Source organism: Enterobacter cloacae complex sp.6700776 (genome assembly GCF_048284255.1).
GTDB lineage: Bacteria > Pseudomonadota > Gammaproteobacteria > Enterobacterales > Enterobacteriaceae > Enterobacter > Enterobacter intestinihominis.
On the sequence record NZ_JBLVYK010000001.1, the window covers coordinates 500,182 to 518,000 of the forward strand.

The window sequence follows — 17,819 nt, forward strand, 5'->3', positions numbered from 1 at the left end:
GTAGCCCGCATTGCTGCGGGCTGCAATGATTAAGACAGCAAGGCAGACAAGGCTTTCCGCGCAGCAGGCTTAATGTCATACGGGCACTGATAATCCACATTCTCAATCGCGCGGGTGTAGAGCGCAACCAGCCAGTCATAAACATAGGCTGTCGCCGCGTGAACAGGCTGCTCGCCAAGTCGGGTAAGCCGGGGTGAAGCGCAGCTCACAACTGGCGTCACAAAAATTGGCTGACCTTTGCGGATCCGGCTTGCAGGCCGTTCAGAAACGGGCGTCAGTTCATAGCCAAGCCAGCTAACGAAATTGCCTGTCGCGGCATGCAGCTGCGCAGCACTGCTTTTATCTGTTTCTGCAATGCGTTGCAGTTGCAGCGGCAGATCCAGCCGGTAGCTGGTAACGATTAACACATCCGCAATCTGCTGTAATACCTCTGGGTCCAGGCCCAGACGGGCGGCGGCCGCGTCGTTGCGACTCCACTGACGAAGATGGTTAACCCACACGTTATGGGCCAGTCGCGCCTTGTCTTTGGTCTGCAACGTGCCTGGATATTCCGGCGTCTCTTCCGCAAACAGATCGATAACGTCGTTAAACAGGCCGTTGACCTGTTCCTCACGAGGCTGGTGAACGGTCAGCAGCGTCTCAAACGCGTTTAACGGCGGCAGAAGCCCCTCAAGCAGTTCACCATGACGAGCGGCACTGCCTTGCAGCGTTCGGACCATTTTTTCGGCCATTGCCCGCCCTGCGCCTGGCTCCTGAGTGAGAGGCGCGACATATGGGCGCATCAGCGTCGACAGCGACTCTTGTAACAGCCTTTTCAGCGCGCGGAGACGCTTCTGGCGCTGTGCTGGAAGGGTAGCCTGCGACAGCCATTCAATTACCCGCTGCATGCTGTGGGTATCGAGCGCCTGGAGCGTGCCCCAGCGCAGACCCGGCTGGCCCAGCAACTGTTGCACCGCTTCGTCCAGATTCTGCTTTGTGGTAAACCGCGCATCGTGAGGGGTAATGGCCCAGACCAGGCCCGGCAACGCGGACTCTTCCACCGGCTGCGTCTCTTTGACCCAGTTTTGCAGGAGTCTGGCCGTTTTTGCCGTCTGCTGGTGGTGGGCCGTCGCATTGCAGATAACCAGGACATCCGGCTGTATGTGCTGACGATAATGCTCCAGCAACCACAGGCATTTTGCCTGCGTCATCAGCGGCGTGTTTTCCTCAGAAATGGCCGGAATATCAATAATATCTACGTTATCCAGAACGCAGTTTTCAACGGGCAGCACCACTTCGCGGGTCAGGCAGGCCAGCACATCGACGGGCAGGCTAATGGCATTAAGCAACTCGCCGTTATTTACCGGATGAAGCAATGTTTCCTGCGCTTCCGGCACGGTAAAGGCCCCGTGAGTAAGGAAACCTTCACACGGCAGACCAAAACTGTCCACCAGCAGACTCAACGGCGCCGCAAGCGCGCTGGCATGGCTGGTTTGATGCAGCACCTGGGCGAGTTTAAGCCACTGCTGGGTTAACTCCTGCTGCTCACCCCACAGCAGAGACCAGACGCTGGCGCGGGTGCTGAGATCAAGCGACGGAACCAGCAGAGCAAACTGGTGCCACAGGGCATCATCAATATGCTGCTTAGCGCCGGGTACTACGCTTTGCCAGAACCGGGCAATGGTCGCGACTTCCCGCGCCGTCATTCCCGGCACGCTCTGCGGTTGACGCAGCGCCCGCCACTTCTCAAGCCGTGCTTCAATCACCGATTTATCCACCGCACGGATCTGCGGATCCAACGTGGTGCGGGCGATAAACAGCTGCACCAGCTCGGCCTCCGTTACCAGGCGCAGGCGCAGGGGAAACGCGTCGTCTGCGACCTCGCGGGACGCTCTGCTGAAACGCACGGCCATGTTGGTCGGTGCATGCCCGGGGTTAATATGCGAGAAGTAATCAAACGTGCGTTGACCCGGCGTTACGTTCAGCCGTTCGTCCCCGCTGCCGCACAGGGCAGCCAGCAGGTGCGCTTTCGCGGCCTGCGAGTGGCCATATAGGCCGATACTGCCCTGGCTGACAAGGGCGCGATCGAGCGCCTCTTCACGCGCGCTTACTGCGTTAAGGCGGGCAAGCAGGGCGTCGGCTTCGTTATCCAGCATCGGGGCGTGCTGTCGCGTCTCGTTGATCCACCCGATTAAGGCCTGAGTGGTGGCAGTCGTCGCAGTCATTTGAGGTATACGCTCCCGCTGTCGATCCAGTAGTGGCTGCCGCTGTGTCGGCGATCGGCCAGAGTATTCAGTTTAAACGTCAGGGCGTCCGGCGGCACTGGCGTGCCGTCCTGTAGCCAGGCATCACTCAGCTCGAAAGATTCCGGCCCCTCCTGCTTATTGCCGCCACGCAGCTTCAGGCGCACGTTCAGTACGCCGTCGCCCGCAATGGCTTTCGCCAGCTCGGCAGAGTTGATGCTCAGGGTATAGAGCGGCGTCGCGGGCCAGCGGGCATTGGCCAGTTGCCGGAAGCCGAGCGTAACGTTGCCGCGCAGCGGGAAGTGCAGACGGGTGTCCAGTTTCGCGCCGGGTTTATCGAGGTCGATATCGTGATACCAGACGTTCTCGTCCCGCAGGGTATTGATAGTGTTATCCAGCACGCCCAGATAGCGCACCGTAGAGTACGCGCCAATATCTGCTGCTTTAAAGTTAAAGCGCGGCAGACGAAGATCCAGCGCCAGGCTACAGAGCATCGCTCCCACGGCGGCTGTGGATTTCGGGTTGCCGATCCGTCCCTGCTGGCTGAACGGATACCATTCATGAACCTGGTATTTATCCAGCCAGACGATGCGGTTGACGGGCACCGGTTGCAGGTGGCGAATCAAGGCCTGAACGCCTGGCAGACAGCCTGGCCGTCCCGTGATCAGCAGAATATCGCAGCTGTAGTGAGAGATCGCCTCACATACCGCATGCAGCGGGGCGGCAAGCGTGAACTGACCCGCCAGCATCGCGTCCTGCATCTCGCGGAAACTGACGTGCAGCGGGACGCTGAACAGATCAAAGTGTTCTGAGCCGGCAGGCAACGCATGGTCGATCGCCTGCTGGAGATAATTCATCACGTTGCGCGTCGGTTTTTGCGCAAGCAGATCGCCAAAGGTGGCATGCAGCCCGGCCAGCGGATCGTCAACATCGCTCGATTCCCACGCCGCCAGGATCGCGTGACCGATCGGCATAAAGAGCTGAAGCGCCGTCTGCTGGCGCAGGACCGCCTGGGTATCGATCCGCCCGGAGTCACCGAACAGGGATGCCATCAGCTGGGAGGCATCGGCTATGCCGGATTTCTGAAGCTGGGTTTGCAGTGCGGGCAAAACGTAGCGCTGGATCACGTCCAGCAGTGTGTCGTCGCCAGCGACCTTGAACCCTTCGCGGAACAGCAGTTGCGGGGTGATTTTGACGTTATTACCGGTACCATCGTCTAGCTGATAGTGCGTGATGGCCATATCCGTCGTGCCGCCGCCGATATCAATCGAGGCCACGCGCAGAGCGCGCCCCGGCTGGACGCCAGGCTCAGGCGCGCGATCCGGACGGGCAAGGGAGGCGAAAAAGGCCTCGGTCTGGCCACCGAAGTGGGAAATGGCTTCGTTATACAGCCACACCAGCTGGCCGCAGCTGGCCTCGTCCCACTCCATCTGGATCTCAGGGACCGGCACCACGCTTTTTTCCTGCTGTTTACGGCTGGCAAAATCTTCATCCTGCGGGTGCCAGCCCATCGCTTTCCAGACGATGGCGATGGCTTCGAACATGCGGCGCCGGAAAATCTCGCGCTCCTGTTTCGGCATCGCCGAAGGCAGGGTGAGGATCAGCGTCCGCAGCTGGCGGGGAGAGGCCGGGAAGCCGAGCCGCAAGCGGGTGGCTACGCTGTTAATCTGGCCAAGCGCCTGAGCCAGCAGCTCGCAGAGCATGTGCGTCATAAGGGTGCTGCGGCTGTACTGCGGAGAGAACACCGGCAGGCGCTCATCCTGCGGCAGCGTAAAGAGCGGTTCCCCGTCGTCGTTCATCAGGTTCATCAGCGGAAACGCGGTTGCCAGCGGTTCGCGCTGAGTTTTGCTGTTCATCTGGCTAAAGCGCCAGTCCTGCACCACCGGCGTCTCGTCCCACAGATAGCGACGCGGGCTGGAGATACCGCTGTTGCCATCCGTGCCCAGACGCTGCATCGCCAGCTTACGCGCTTCATCACCCACGCGGACTATCGACGGCCAGACGAACGCATCCTCCCGGCCGCTTTCCACCGAGAAGTGCTGCTTGCCAAAACGCGCTTCGGAAAATTCAAGACGGCTGGTAAAAAGCGGCTCATTCAGGAACTGCGGCTCACTCAGGGAACGCACCTGGAGCTCAGCCGTCTGGCGCAGGCCGTCGTTGGCATCACCATGATCTTCAATAATCACGCCGCAGGTGTGGGTGTTGCCTACGTCAAGGATCAGATCGACAGGAATAGCAGGGGTGCTCAGGGTATGGGTGACAAACTTCACTTCCGGCACGGTGAGTTGTTCACCGAGCATGGAGAGCAGGTTGAGCCAGTGCGCCTGATATTCAAAGCTGCGCATGGCCTGATGCAGCTCGCGCTCGGCGCGTTTTTCAACACCGTCAGCATATTGTGTGAAGGCTTCACGCAGCCAGCCGTCAATCCAGGTCTGGTCGAGGAAACTCTCAACCTCACTGTCGCGCCAGGCGAGGGCGAAACGCGTGCCGTTAAGAATGTCGTTTTCAACCGGCGACAGGGCAGACGTCGCATGCTCCGCAATCTGGCTGTCGAGCGCGACGGTGACCCGGTGCGTATTGCCTGCCGCGTCGGGCGTGGACAGCTTCCGTACCTGGACGCGCGCCCAGTTATTCGGGCCATCAACAAACGTCCGCGGCGGGTTAAAGCGCAGGAAAGGGAGCGGCAGCCAGACACCGTCCAGCACGGTCAGGGAGTCATGCAGTGGAATGGTGCTTTCAGGCTTGACCACTTCCGGCTTCCCGCCATCGGTGGCAGGCAGCGTGTACCGGCCGTTGACCAGGTCAAAATCCAGGCGCAGCAGCGGGCCATTTGCCGTTTTACGCACGAAACGCCCGTTGCTGGCGGTGTCCTGCGGAGTCAGGCCAAAATCGAGAAACTGTACGCCGCTGTTAGCAATCAGCGTCACGCTCTGTTTATAGTCGCAAAGATTAACCAGCATAGGATCAGACACCTGCTTTCTTGAACGTCAGAGGAACGACGGTGTTGGCATCGTAACGTGCGGTGCATTCCGCCACGTCGCTGGCACCTGCCTTACAGGTCACTTCCGGCATCGGATAGCGTGAACCGTCGGTGCAACGAGCGTTTCCGCGCGTTTTGATCAACAGCTCGCCGTTGCTGTGTAATCCGGAAAAGACGTCTACCCGGCAGACAATGTTGTCGCCATGCACGACCCGGGCGAAACCTTTATTGTTCTGGATCTGGTAGCGCAGAGACGGCGGTTTGCCGGTGAGCGGATCCTGCACATCGAGAAACGCGCGCCAGGTGCCGTTCAGGAAGCGCGTTAACCCCGCTTTGACCTGGTTTGCCTCCATCACCATCGCATCTTTCGGGATAGCGGTAATGACCACCGGTTCGGCTGCCGGGGCAGGCGTCTTCACCTTGGGCTCTACCACTTCTGCCTGGTGCAGCGGGAGTTTCAGCTCAAGCGGCTCAACCGTCTTCACGGGGGCCGGAGCAATGGCGACAGGTGCTGGCGCTGGTGAGGTAACTGGCGCTGCGGTCGGGGCCTGTTTTGGCCAGAGCAGCGGCGTGGCAATGGCTGCAATAATGACGGCGGCAACCGGCAGCAACCACAGGGGGGAGCGACGTTTTTTCTGCACCACCGCTGGTGCGGGCTCTGACGGCACGGTGTTCATGCGCACCGGCTCTGGCGTATACAGCTCATCTTCGGTGATACGGACGGTAGCCACAGGCGTGATAAGCGGCGCGTCGGCCTGCTCGAAGGTCACCACCGGGGCCGGTTCTGGCTCAGGTTCAGGTTCGTTAATCATCACGGGTTCAGGTTCAGGGACCAACGATTCGCGCAGGCAGTCCAGCACGTCGTCGCGCGCGTTTTCGTTAAGACTGACGAAACCCCAGAAGCAGATCACCGGTTTGCCATCCACCAGGAAAACAAAGTTTTCACCGGGAAACTGGAAAGCTTTAGAGAGCAGAGATCCAAACAGTTGCTGCGCCATTTTCGGTGACTGAAGGCATTTTTTACTCAGCGACTCTATGCTGGCGAGCGTGTTTTCCAGATAGCGCAGGGCGCGAAAACGATCGTCTTCATCCGCCGCCTTCCAGCTGGAGACGGTTCCCTCAACCGGGGAGTACCAGTCAACGCGATCGCCGCCGTCATTGACCTGAGGAATGGCCAGGCAATCGACGATAGCCTGCTGTTTGCGCAACCGAAGCGCTTCGCGGATTTGCAGCGCTGATTCAAAAACGGCCTGTCCGCCGCCGCCAACGGCCTGAAAATCATCCAGATTACCGCTGCGTAAAAGTGTTTTTGCCACGATTTGGTCCTGTAGACTTCTTCACGCCGTTACTTTAACGAATCAGGTAAGCAAGCAAACGGCGGAGGAGACGACAAAAGGGACGATTTCTTGCGGCATTGATCGTAACGGTTGTGCTTGACGAATAATGGACCTTAAGGCAAATCGGTTTCTGCGGGCTGATGTTAAAACCAGCGAAATGTACGGCTTTAGAATAACCTGATAGTGATTCGTTATTTGTCAGGCCAAAACGTCTGTGCTGTTATTACTGTTCACTATAATAAAACCGAAAGGGTAATAATTATGTTTACAGGGAAAACCGTGCTCGCCCTCGCGCTGAGCGCGCTGCTACCGGCAAGCGCCGCATGGGCGGCAAACAAAGACACCATTATCTACTGCTCCGAGGCGTCGCCGGAGTCGTTTAACCCGCAGATCGCCAGCTCTGGCCCCTCGTTTGTTGCCAGCTCGCAAACGCTGTATAACCGTCTGATTAACTTCGACCCGGTAAAAAACACGCCGGTGCCTTCTCTTGCGGAGTCGTGGACCATTTCGCCAGACGGCAAAACATACACGTTTACCCTGCGTAAAGGGGTGAAATTCAACAGCAATAAATACTTCAAACCGACCCGTGATTTTAACGCTGATGATGTTATTTTCTCCGTTATGCGTCAGAAAGACCCTAAGCATCCCTATCACAATGTTTCCCAGGGTAATTACGAATACTTTAATGACGTGGGCCTCGACAAGCTCATTCAGGATGTGAAAAAGATCGACGATTATCACATTCAGTTCACGCTGAGCGAACCCAACGCGGCTTTCCTGGCCGACTGGGGAATGGACTTCGCCTCGATCCTCTCTGCCGAGTACGCGGACGCGATGCTGAAAAAGGGCACGCCTGAAAATGTGGACACCTGGCCAATCGGCACCGGGCCGTATGTGCTTCAGCAGTACAAGGTGGATTCGCTGATCCGCTACGTCGCCAATCCGAACTACTGGGACGGTGAGGTGCCGACCAAACACCTGATCTTCTCCATCACGCCAAACGTTGAGACGCGTCTGGCGAAGCTGCAAACGAACGAGTGTCAGATCATTCCTGCGCCGTCGCCGGTGCAGTTTGAAGCGATCAAGAAAAACAAAGACCTGACGCTGCACTCGGTGGATGCGCTGAATGTGGGGTACCTGGCGTTCAACACAGAGAAAAAACCGTTTGATAACGTGCTGGTGCGCCAGGCTCTGAATTACGCGACGGACAAAAAGGCCATTGTGAGCGCGGTCTTTATGGGGTCTGGTACGGTCGCTAAATCGCCGATCCCGCCGAACATGCTCGGCTTTAACAAAGATCTGAAGGATTACGGCTACGATCCGGAAAAAGCGAAAGCGCTGCTGAAGCAGGCGGGTCTGGAGAAAGGCGCGGAAGTGACCCTCTGGTCCATGCCGGTTCAGCGTCCGTACAACCCGAACTCCCGACGCATTGCAGAGATGATCCAGGCTGACTGGGCGAAGGTGGGCGTGAAGGCGAAAATCGTCTCTTACGAGTGGGGGGAATATCTCTCCGGCATGCGCAAAGGCGAGCATGATTCCGCGCTGTTCGGCTGGATGTCTGATAACGGCGATCCGGACAACTTCGCCGATGTGCTACTGGGTTGTAACAGCATCAAAACCGGATCTAACGCCGCGCGCTGGTGTGATAAGGGGTATGATGAGCTGGTGCAAAAGGCCAAACTGACCAGCAACCCGGACGAACGTGCGAAGCTGTATGGCCAGGCACAGGAGATTTTCTACCAGCAGGCACCGTGGATTGCGTTAGCTAACGGTAAAACGTTCTACGCGACCCGCAGCAATGTGACCGGGTACAGCGTAAGCCTGATGGGCAGCGATTTCTCGAAAGCGAAGCTGAACTGATCGTATTTTGCCGGGTGGCGGCTATGCCTTACCCGGCCTACGGGTGTCAAATGTAGGCCCGGTAAGCGTAGCGCCACCGGGCATGTGAAAAGGAGTGACAATGTCACATTTAAATGATGTTATCGCCCGCGTCGATGCCACCATCGAAGAGAGCGTAATTACTCACATGAACGAACTGCTGATCGAATTAAGCGATGATGCAGAGCTCAGCCGTGAAGATCGCTATAGCCAGCAGCAGCGCCTGCGTACCGCGATTGCGCATCATGGCAAGCAGCATAAAGAAGAGGCGGAGGCACGCCATGCCCACCTCACCCAAGGCGGGACTATTCTGTAAGGGTTAAAACTGGCGCCGTGCCACCAGCCAGGCGCCGACCACCAGCATCACTGCGCCGCAGACCGGGCCAACCAGCGCGCGCAGGGGAACGCCGTTGCTCTTGAGGATGTCCATCACCAGACCGCCAATCAGCTGGCTTGCCACCAGGACGGCAATGGTCGTTGCCGCGCCCACATTCTGATAGCCGCTAATACTGGCAAAGACAAAAAAAGACCCCAGCAGGCCGGGGATCAACGTCCACCAGCGCACCGTTGACGCCAGTTCGTTAAACCCCGCCAGGCCATTTTTCACCAGCAAAATGCTGACAAACAGCACAATCCCCACCAGCGAGTTCAGCAGCATGGCGATAAGAATGGTGGAGGAAGATTGCGTAATGCGCACCATCAGGGTGTTTTGCACCACCAGCCCAATCCCGGCGGCTACCAGAAACGCTAACGTCAACGATTGATTCATGGCAGAGCATCCGGATCGCTGCGCTCATCAAGCTGGAGCTGCATAAAGGTTAAGTCCAGCCAGCGACCGAATTTGGTTCCCACCTGCGGCATATTGCCGGTGGTAATAAAGCCAAGGGTTTCGTGCAGATGAATTGACGCCTGGTTCTGCGCCTCAATACCGGCAACCATCACGTGTTTACCGATCTGGCGGGCTTCCTTGATTAACTCCGTCATCAGCAGCCGGCCAATGCCTTTGCCCTGATGTTCGGGATGAACGTACACCGAGTGCTCCACCGTGTGGCGAAATCCGTCGAACGCTCTCCAGTCGCCAAATGAGGCGTATCCCGTCACCACTCCGTCTTCTTCACTGACCAGCACTGGATAACCCGACAGAGTACGCGCCTCAAACCATGCGATACGGTTATCGGTGTCGACAGTTTTATCATTCCAGATGGCGGCGGTGTGCAGCACCGCATGGTTATAAATTTCACCGATAGCGGCACAATCTTCTTTGCAGGCATGACGAACAATCATGGGTAACCTCTGGCTGTGTTGTTCACTATAGTAGTACGATTTACTCACAATATTACACAGTTCTTATATTGCATCGCTACGACAAAATCCCTATTTTTTTGTCATAAAACTGCCCCGAAAAACCATCCGTACACTATAGTATGACGTCATGAATACAATGACAGACAATATGAATCAACGCATTAGCGCCCGCATACGCCTTGAACGCGAGTCGCGGGGCTGGTCATTAAGCGAACTGGCCGAACGGGCAGGTATCTCACGCGCCATGATCCACAAGATTGAACGGGGTGACAGTAGCCCAACGGCGACGCTGCTTGCGCGGTTATCCGGTGCCTTCGGTATTAGCATGTCTACGCTTATTGCGCGCGCGGAAATGCAGGAGGGCAAACTGTTACGTCTGGCGAATCAGCCCGTCTGGCGCGATCCGCAAACCCACTATTTGCGTCGCCATGTGTCGCCGCGCAGCGATATGCCTATCGACCTCGTCCAGGTGGAGCTACCCGCAGGTAGCGATGTGCCGATGCCCGCCTCCTCTTATGCGCTGGCACGACAGCTGATTTGGTTGCAGGCAGGTGAACTGGTCTTTCTGGAGGGGGATACTCGCCATGAAATGAAGGCCGGAGATTGTCTGGAACTCGGGCCGCCGAACGACTGCCGGTTTATCAACGAAACGGATGAATCGTGCCTTTATCTGGTCGTGCGGCTTAATCAGTCCGGCTCATAATGCACAGGCGATCCGCAGGATAACGTGCCAGACTTGAATGACATTTTCAGCAGTAAGGAGCGATGAATGAGTCAATCTACTACGCAAAACCGACGCTGGGTACTGGCTTCCCGTCCACACGGCGCGCCGGTTGCCGATAATTTCCGCCTGGAAGAGCAGCCGATCCCCGCGCCCGCAGAGGGGCAGGTGTTATTACGCACCGTATGGCTCTCGCTTGATCCGTACATGCGAGGCCGTATGAGCGATGCGCCATCCTATTCACCTCCGGTCGAGATTGGCGCGGTGATGGTGGGCGGCACGGTAAGCCGCGTCGAGACCTCCCGTCATCCGGATTATAAAGAGGGTGAATGGGTTCTGGGTTACAGCGGCTGGCAGGAGTATGAACTATCCGACGGGCAGGGGCTGGTGAAGCTGGGTGAAAACCCGTCGCATCCTTCATGGGCACTCGGGGTGCTAGGGATGCCGGGCTTCACCGCGTATATGGGGCTGCTCGATATCGGCCAGCCTCAGGCAGGGGAAACCCTTGTCGTGGCGGCGGCCACGGGGCCGGTCGGCGCAACGGTGGGGCAGATCGGTAAAATCAAAGGATGCCGGGTCATCGGCGTGGCTGGCGGGGAGGAGAAATGCCGTCATGCGGTCGACGTGCTCGGTTTCGACGCCTGTCTGGATCACCATGCGGATGATTTTGACGAACAACTGGCTAAAGCCTGCCCGCAGGGCATTGATGTGTATTACGAAAACGTCGGCGGTAAAGTCTTTGACGCCGTGCTGCCGCTCTTGAATACCTCCGCGCGCGTGCCGGTTTGCGGACTGGTCAGCGGCTACAATGCGACCAACCTGCCGGAGGGTCCGGACCGCTTACCGCTACTGATGGGGACCATCCTGAAAAAACGCATCCGTATGCAGGGTTTTATTATCGCGCAGGACTATGGTCATCGTATTGACGAGTTCCAGCAGGAAATGGGCCGCTGGGTGCAGGAAGGCAAAATTCACTATCGCGAGCAGGTTACGGAAGGGCTGGACGCGGCGCCGGACGCCCTGATTGGCCTGCTTGAGGGGAAAAACTTCGGCAAGGTTGTGATCCGCGTGGCGGCCGACTAAACAGAGCATCGGTTATGGCGGGCAGTGTCCGCCATAATTATTTGTGAAGATACGATATATTGTCTTTAATTAATCCATAAGCTTTGCGCGCCTCGGCCCAGCTGAGCCAGAAGTGAAAAATGCAATATTATTTGAACGATTTTAATATTACGCGCGCCCCTCATACCAGGCATGACGATACAGGATATATCTAACCGGCGATGTTTTTTTAAACAGACGCTGAAAATGGCATTTTGTTTGGCTACGGGAATTAAACATGCTTGATTTGGAACATATGGAAAAAGCACAAAGAATCAGTCTGACTTTGCAAGTAGAGAACAGTTTAAAGGGAGCATTAATTACGGGCTCATTAAAACCTGGGGCTCGACTCGTTACAAAAGAGATTGCGGATAAATTGGGCACCAGTATCACACCGGTGCGCGAAGCCCTGCTGCGCCTGGTGTCGGCGGGGGCATTACAGGCCACGCCAGCGCAGGCGTTTTTGGTGCCAGAAGTGACGCTGGAACGCTATAACGAAATTAACGCCATCAGAAAGCAGCTTGAACCGATGGCCGTTGCGGCGGCGTGCCAGAATATGACCGAGACCAAACTGGATGCGTTACGCGCGCTGTCAGATAACTTCAGTGCCGCCATGCATCAGGGCGATGTACAGAAAGCGATCCATGCCAACCGCGTGTTCCGGTTCACGCTCTATCAGTATGCCGAGATGCCGACCCTTCACTCGCTGATTGAGCAGCTCTGGGTACGGATTGGTCCGTGCATTCACTATCTGCATGAAGAGTTAAGCGAGGTTCCCGCAGCGACCTATCATTATGACGATCTGCTTTCTGCGCTTGAGCAAAGGGATGTGACGGCCAGCCGGGAAGCGATCGACAAAGCCATTGATGAAGCCAATATTCTTCTGCAACGGCAATACTACAGTTAAGGATCCCTCTGGCGCACTTATTTGTTTATTTGTATCAAACGTCCTTGATTATATTCCCGGCGCATCAGGCAACCGGGAATGATGTTATTTTGCTTATTTTTTTACCGGCAACGTGCGCTGCCGGAGAATGGTTTACTCAAAACGATAAGAGACCGACAGGCCCACGCCATAGTTACGACCAGGGGCAGGTTCGTAATAGCGGTTGTAGCCAGCGTTAACAATCTCTGAACCGGCGTACTCTTTATCGAACAGGTTATCGACGCGACCAAAGACGTCCATTCCCCATTTGCCGTAGTTGAGTTTATACCCGGTATTCAGACCGACCACGGTATAAGAAGGCGCTTTGGCGGTATTGGTGTCGTTTGCCATCACGTCGCTCATGTAGCGGGCATCTGCCCCCGCGTACCAGCCTTCCTCAGGCTCCCAGCCAAACGACGCATATCCCATGTTACGGGCGATCCCCGGCATCCGGTTGCCGCTACAGTCTGCATTGCTACAGACGTTGGTGCGGTAGGTGGCATCAAGATAGGTCCACGCCATCTTCAGCTTCCAGTTCTCGGCAAACTGCTGGTCGAGCGCAATTTCCACACCCTGACGGCGCGTTTTTCCCGCGTTTTTATAAGTCGTGCGACCATCCTTGCTTTCGTCCACCACGATCTCGTTGTCGGTATCCGTGCGGAACAGCGCCGCTGTCAGGATGCCATTGCCGATGCGGGTTTTGCTGCCAATCTCATAGGTGTTGTTGGTGGACGGTTGCAGGTTCATATTGAGGCCACCTTTGCCATCAGAACGGTAGGAAAGTTCGTTGATGGTCGGCGTCTCAAATCCCCGTCCTGCCGCGGCATACAGGTTCCATGCGTCGGTCACGGCGTATTTCACCGCACCTGCCGGGAGCCATTTGTGGTAGCTGGCGTCGCCGCTGTCATCACCGTTTTGCGGGGTAATGTAACGATCGTTGGAGTCAAACCAGACGGAGCTATAACGTACGCCCGCCTCTAAGGACAGTTTTTGCGTTAGCTGCCACTGGGTTTGCAGGTAGGGATCCAGGTTCCACATCAGATTGCGTTCGTCACGGCGTTTATTACCCTTCACGCCATAATCTGGCACGCCGTTGTCCATCACGAAGTTCTCATACCCGCGACGATTTTCGCTCATGTTTTCGTAGTTCAACCCGGTGGTAAATGTCACCGGAACCAGCAGTTCGCCGCGGTGGGTCCAGCGCGTATCAATACCCTGATAGTGACGCTGCATATCAATCACACCGCCCGAATGCGCAGGATTCTCGCGCTGAGTGGACGCCGGAATGGACTGGTACTGAGTCATTTCACGCTCACCGGCATACATCATCACGCTGAGGTCGTCCTGTTCGCTCAGCTGACGGTCGTAGCGGATCCCGGCCTGGGTCTGCTTAATGGTCTTACGCGTGTTGTACTGATCGCCACGTGGTGACTGGCGCGGGTTGTTCTGCCACTCCTGATAGCTCAGTCCGCCCGGATCGTTGGCTTTCATGTCCACGCTGTTAAAAATCAGCGTCAGCTTGCTGACATCATCAATACGCACGCCCAGTTTCGCGTTGGCGAGGTTTTTGCGCGCGCCGCTGTGGTCGCGATAGCCATGGGTGGTGAAACGGGTAGTGGATACGGCGTAATCCACATCGCCCGCCTGAGTACCATCACCCACCGCCCCGGTGGCCTTCATGCCGTAACGCCAGGTGCCGTAGCTGCCGTAATAGCTGCTGGCTTCAATGGTGGCTGGCTGTTGTCCGGTCTGGGTGTTGATGTTGATCACGCCGCCGGAGGCATTACCGTACAGGGCAGAGAAGGGGCCGCGCAGCACGTCGACGCTCTCTATGCTGTTGAGGTCAATGTTTGATGTCTGCCCCTGGCCATCGGGCATGGTTGCCGGAATGCCGTCCACGTACATGCGGATCCCGCGCACGCCGAAGGTTGAGCGCGCGCCGAATCCGCGAACAGAAAGTTGCAGATCCTGAGCATAGTTCTGGCGGTTCTGGATTTGCAGGCCAGGTACGCTCCCAAGGGATTCAGAAAGGTTGATGCGCGGTGTGGCATGTCGCATATCCTCGCCGCTCACCACGCTGACGGCGGCCGGGGTGTCCAGTTCTGAGACGGTTTGCGGCGTGGCGCTGACGATCATGGTCTGTTCATCCGCGGCCATCGCACTCAGCGGGCCAAAAATGACGGGAACGAACAACAGGGGGAGTGAGGCCTTATGGGCAGTAATAATTTTCATGGAGTAAGCCGGTTAAGAAAAAATTCGAACCAAATCAACTGGAACCTGTGTATATATGTTAAATCCTTTGTAAATGTTATGAAAACTATAACCGCACATTTCGTGAATGTAAGGTTTTGCAGGAAAGAAAGACTCCACATTCAATTCATTAATGATTACTATTCTCATTAAAATAACGGCAAAGCGATGACTTTGCCCGCCGGAAGCGATGTCAGCGGTAAATCTCCTCATTTAAAAAGGAATTGTTATGTCTTTACGTCATCTGTGCTCGCCGCGCCTGCGTGGGTCTCTGCTGTTGGGCTCTTTACTGTTTGCCGGTACGTTCCAGGTTCATGCCGCTGAAGAGATGCTGCGCAAAGCGGTCGGCAAGGGCGCGTATGAAATGGCCGTCAGCCAGCAGGAAAACGCGCTGTGGGTTGCGACGTCACAAAGCCGCAAAACCGATAAGGGCGGCGTGGTCTATCGTCTGGATCCGGTCACGCTGGAAGTGACGCAGGCGATTCATAACGATCTCAAGCCGTTTGGCGCCACGATCGATAACGCCACCCAGACGCTGTGGTTCGGTAACACCGTCAACAGTGCCGTGACGGCGATTGACGCCAAAACGAGCGAGGTGAAAGGGCGCCTGGTGCTGGACGATCGCAAACGTAGCGACACGGTGAAGCCGCTTCAGCCGCGCCAGCTGGTGGCCGATGACACGACCAATACGGTATACATTACCGGCATCGGCAAGGAGAGCGTGATCTGGGTTATTGATGGCGCAACGCTGAAGCTGAAGGACACCATCACGAACACCGGCACGTTCAGCACCGGACTGGCGCTGGATGCGAAGGCAAAACGCCTGTATACCACCAATGCGGACGGTGAGCTGGTGACCATTGATACCGCGACCAACAAAATCCTCAGCCGTAAGAAAGTACAGGAAGACGGAAAAGAGCACTTCTACCTGAACCTGAGCCTGGACACTGCCGGCCAGCGTGCGTTTGTGACGGATTCAAAACAGCCTGAAGTGCTGGTGGTGAATTTGAAAGATGGCAGCGTAATGCAGAAAATCGCCGCGCCAGAATCGCTGGCCGTGCTGTTTAACCCGGCGCGTAACGAAGCCTATGTGACGCACCGCGAGGCGGGCAAGGTGAGCGTGATTGACGCCAAAACTTACAAAGTGACCAAAACCTTCGATACGCCGGTTTACCCGAACAGCCTGGCGCTGTCTGCGGACGGTAAAACGCTGTACGTGACGGTGAAACAGAAGTCTACCCGTCAGCAGGAAGCCACTCAGCCTGACGATGTGATCCGTATCGCGCTTTAAGGTGGGAATTGCCCGGTGGCGCTGCGCTTACCGGGCCTGGAAAACCATGAAATGCAGGCCGGGTATGGCGTAGCCGCCACCCGGCTTTTTTATTAACGCGACGTCTCTTCCACCAGCGGACCATCCTGTTTGTCATCTCCAGGATGAACCGGGGCGGTACTGTGGATTTCATTCACGCGTTTACGCACGCCAAACCAGCCAGCAATCAACAGCACCGCCAGCAGCGGGATTGTGGCGATGGTGTAAGTACCGTTCGGGTAGTCGAAGGCCATCAGCACCAGCACACTCAACAAGAACAACAGGGTAAGCCAGGAGGTCACCGGCGCGCCCGGCAGCTTGAAGCTGACGTCAGCCGCTTTCCCTTCTTTAATTGCTTTGCGCAGACGCATCTGACACACCACGATAAAGGCCCAGGAGGCGATGATGCCCAGCGCAGCGACGTTCAGCACGATCTCAAACACCTGAGACGGCACGAGATAGTTCAGGAACACGCCAAAGATATACACCACCAGCGTAGCCAGAATACCCGCGTAAGGCACCTGCTGCTTGCTCATCTTCGACATAAACTTCGGCGCAGAGCCCCCCATCGACATGGAGCGCAGGATACGGCCCGTCGAATAGAGCCCGGAGTTCAGGCTGGAGAGCGCGGCAGTCAGTACCACGATGTTCATGATGCTGCCCACGTACGGCACGCCCAGCTTAGAGAAGAAGGTCACAAACGGGCTTTGCCCCGCCTGGTATGCATTCCACGGCAGCAGCAGTACCAGCAATACCACGGAGCCCACATAGAACAGACCGATACGCCAGATCACGCTGTTGATGGCTTTAGGCACCATCGTCTGCGGATCTTTACATTCACCTGCCGCCGTACCGACCAGTTCGATGGAGGCAAAGGCGAACACCACACCCTGCACCAGAACCAGCGCTGGCAGCAGGCCGTGCGGGAAGAAACCACCGTTATCGGTAATCAGGTGGAAGCCGGTGGCGTTGCCGTCCAGCGGTTTACCGGTGCCGAGGAATACGGTCCCGACCACCAGGAAGATCACAATGGCCAGCACCTTCACCAGCGCGAACCAGAACTCCATCTCGGCGAACCATTTCACGCCAATCATGTTCATGGTCCCGACGATTGCCAGCGCCCCGAGGGCGAACACCCACTGCGGCACATCGCCAAACGCGCCCCAGTAGTGCATGTACAGCGCAACGGCGGTGATATCGACGATACCGGTCATTGCCCAGTTAACGAAGTACATCCAGCCCGCGACATACGCGGCCTTTTCACCGAGAAATTCACGGGCGTAAGAGACAAAGCTGCCGCTGGAAGGGCGGTGGAGCACCAGCTCGCCGAGGGCGCGAAGAATGAAGAAAGAGAAGATACCGCACACCAGATAGACCAGGGCGAGAGCGGGTCCAGCCATTTGCAGACGTGCGCCTGCACCTAAAAAAAGACCTGTACCGATAGCGCCGCCGATGGCGATCATCTGAACCTGACGGTTGCCCATCGCCTTGTGATAGCCCTCTTCATGAGAGTTCAACCAGCGACGTTTAGCAGCATGATGATCGGCTGCGCTTTTATTGCTTGTTTTCATTGAGTTACCTGTTTGCCTGTCTGAACCATTAACGTGATAGTCCTGCCTGGCAGAAGCCGAAACAAACGATTGCTTCTGCGCAGACACATGCTGCCTTTCCAGTCATTCTGTGTATGGATAAGGCAAAACATGGCGAGGCATCCTACCCGCAATTGATAAGCGACGCAAAATATAACCGTGCCGAAAGTGATGCTCGTCGAAGGAAATCGTGTGGTCAGAG

13 protein-coding genes are annotated in these 17,819 nt (G+C 56.6%); 6 read left to right on the plus strand and 7 right to left on the minus strand.

Features of this window, described 5'->3' with window-relative positions; all coding sequences use genetic code 11:
* Window positions 1-29: 29 nt before the first annotated feature.
* From ACNQ0T_RS02560 to ACNQ0T_RS02570, 3 genes are read right to left on the minus strand one after another with little or no spacing between them, the layout of a single operon-like run.
* On the minus strand, window positions 30-2,204 hold the full coding sequence (locus tag ACNQ0T_RS02560; RefSeq protein ID WP_417929504.1) for a virulence factor SrfC family protein: 2,175 nt from the start codon (window positions 2,202-2,204) through the stop codon (window positions 30-32).
* The gene (locus ACNQ0T_RS02565; RefSeq protein ID WP_417929506.1) at window positions 2,201-5,182 is read right to left on the minus strand and encodes a virulence factor SrfB; all 2,982 of its coding nucleotides are present in this window, start codon (window positions 5,180-5,182) and stop codon (window positions 2,201-2,203) included. The genes ACNQ0T_RS02560 and ACNQ0T_RS02565 overlap by 4 nt, the downstream gene beginning before the upstream one ends.
* 4 nt (window positions 5,183-5,186) lie before the next feature.
* Complete coding sequence (locus ACNQ0T_RS02570) at window positions 5,187-6,518, minus strand: SrfA family protein (RefSeq protein ID WP_417929508.1); 1,332 nt, start codon at window positions 6,516-6,518, stop codon at window positions 5,187-5,189.
* Window positions 6,519-6,800: 282 nt separating this feature from the next.
* Here ACNQ0T_RS02570 and ACNQ0T_RS02575 point away from each other — a divergent pair, with 282 nt between their 5' ends.
* Window positions 6,801-8,399, plus strand: a complete 1,599-nt coding sequence (locus tag ACNQ0T_RS02575) for an ABC transporter substrate-binding protein (RefSeq protein ID WP_161177208.1) — start codon at window positions 6,801-6,803, stop codon at window positions 8,397-8,399.
* 100 nt (window positions 8,400-8,499) lie between these two features.
* Window positions 8,500-8,733, plus strand: coding sequence for a YdcY family protein (locus ACNQ0T_RS02580; protein ID WP_045308172.1), 234 nt, complete (start codon window positions 8,500-8,502; stop codon window positions 8,731-8,733).
* Window positions 8,734-8,736: 3 nt separating this feature from the next.
* Here the strand turns inward: ACNQ0T_RS02580 and ACNQ0T_RS02585 are convergent, their stop codons facing one another.
* Both ACNQ0T_RS02585 and ACNQ0T_RS02590 read right to left on the minus strand, forming a co-directional pair.
* Window positions 8,737-9,186: a DMT family transporter gene (locus ACNQ0T_RS02585; protein ID WP_022648242.1), complete on the minus strand. Its 450-nt coding sequence runs from the start codon at window positions 9,184-9,186 to the stop codon at window positions 8,737-8,739.
* A complete protein-coding gene (locus ACNQ0T_RS02590; protein ID WP_023306282.1) occupies window positions 9,183-9,701 on the minus strand; it encodes a GNAT family N-acetyltransferase in 519 nt (172 codons plus the stop codon). The genes ACNQ0T_RS02585 and ACNQ0T_RS02590 overlap by 4 nt, the downstream gene beginning before the upstream one ends.
* A gap of 148 nt (window positions 9,702-9,849) precedes the next feature.
* On the opposite strand from ACNQ0T_RS02590, the gene ACNQ0T_RS02595 reads away from it, so the two are divergent.
* The 3 genes from ACNQ0T_RS02595 to ACNQ0T_RS02605 all read left to right on the plus strand — a co-directional run bounded on the left by ACNQ0T_RS02595 (window position 9,850) and on the right by ACNQ0T_RS02605 (window position 12,451).
* On the plus strand, window positions 9,850-10,425 hold the full coding sequence (locus ACNQ0T_RS02595) for a helix-turn-helix domain-containing protein (protein ID WP_017382277.1): 576 nt from the start codon (window positions 9,850-9,852) through the stop codon (window positions 10,423-10,425).
* 66 nt (window positions 10,426-10,491) lie between these two features.
* Window positions 10,492-11,526: an NADP-dependent oxidoreductase gene (locus ACNQ0T_RS02600; protein ID WP_022648239.1), complete on the plus strand. Its 1,035-nt coding sequence runs from the start codon at window positions 10,492-10,494 to the stop codon at window positions 11,524-11,526.
* 256 nt (window positions 11,527-11,782) lie between these two features.
* Window positions 11,783-12,451 (plus strand): GntR family transcriptional regulator, encoded by a 669-nt coding sequence (locus ACNQ0T_RS02605; RefSeq protein WP_022648238.1) that lies wholly within the window; start codon window positions 11,783-11,785, stop codon window positions 12,449-12,451.
* A 132-nt stretch (window positions 12,452-12,583) separates the two neighbouring features.
* Here the strand turns inward: ACNQ0T_RS02605 and pqqU are convergent, their stop codons facing one another.
* A complete protein-coding gene (gene pqqU / locus ACNQ0T_RS02610) occupies window positions 12,584-14,701 on the minus strand; it encodes a TonB-dependent receptor PqqU (RefSeq protein ID WP_045308170.1) in 2,118 nt (705 codons plus the stop codon).
* Window positions 14,702-14,948: 247 nt separating this feature from the next.
* On the opposite strand from pqqU, the gene ACNQ0T_RS02615 reads away from it, so the two are divergent.
* Complete coding sequence (locus ACNQ0T_RS02615) at window positions 14,949-16,010, plus strand: YncE family protein (RefSeq protein WP_417929510.1); 1,062 nt, start codon at window positions 14,949-14,951, stop codon at window positions 16,008-16,010.
* 92 nt (window positions 16,011-16,102) lie between these two features.
* Here ACNQ0T_RS02615 and ansP read toward each other — a convergent pair whose 3' ends face one another.
* Window positions 16,103-17,599, minus strand: a complete 1,497-nt coding sequence (ansP, locus tag ACNQ0T_RS02620) for an L-asparagine permease (RefSeq protein ID WP_022648235.1) — start codon at window positions 17,597-17,599, stop codon at window positions 16,103-16,105.
* Window positions 17,600-17,819 lie beyond the last annotated feature (220 nt).

Bases quoted from the DNA above. Each gene is read 5' to 3' on its own strand.
- ACNQ0T_RS02560 (WP_417929504.1), bottom strand. From the start codon at position 2,204: ATGACTGCGACGACTGCCACCACTCAGGCCTTAATCGGGTGGATCAAC.
- ACNQ0T_RS02565 (WP_417929506.1), bottom strand. From the start codon at position 5,182: ATGCTGGTTAATCTTTGCGACTATAAACAGAGCGTGACGCTGATTGCT.
- ACNQ0T_RS02575 (WP_161177208.1), top strand. From the start codon at position 6,801: ATGTTTACAGGGAAAACCGTGCTCGCCCTCGCGCTGAGCGCGCTGCTA.
- ACNQ0T_RS02580 (WP_045308172.1), top strand. From the start codon at position 8,500: ATGTCACATTTAAATGATGTTATCGCCCGCGTCGATGCCACCATCGAA.
- ACNQ0T_RS02585 (WP_022648242.1), bottom strand. From the start codon at position 9,186: ATGAATCAATCGTTGACGTTAGCGTTTCTGGTAGCCGCCGGGATTGGG.
- ACNQ0T_RS02590 (WP_023306282.1), bottom strand. From the start codon at position 9,701: ATGATTGTTCGTCATGCCTGCAAAGAAGATTGTGCCGCTATCGGTGAA.
- ACNQ0T_RS02595 (WP_017382277.1), top strand. From the start codon at position 9,850: ATGAATACAATGACAGACAATATGAATCAACGCATTAGCGCCCGCATA.
- ACNQ0T_RS02600 (WP_022648239.1), top strand. From the start codon at position 10,492: ATGAGTCAATCTACTACGCAAAACCGACGCTGGGTACTGGCTTCCCGT.
- ACNQ0T_RS02605 (WP_022648238.1), top strand. From the start codon at position 11,783: ATGCTTGATTTGGAACATATGGAAAAAGCACAAAGAATCAGTCTGACT.
- pqqU (WP_045308170.1), bottom strand. From the start codon at position 14,701: ATGAAAATTATTACTGCCCATAAGGCCTCACTCCCCCTGTTGTTCGTT.
- ACNQ0T_RS02615 (WP_417929510.1), top strand. From the start codon at position 14,949: ATGTCTTTACGTCATCTGTGCTCGCCGCGCCTGCGTGGGTCTCTGCTG.
- ansP (WP_022648235.1), bottom strand. From the start codon at position 17,599: ATGAAAACAAGCAATAAAAGCGCAGCCGATCATCATGCTGCTAAACGT.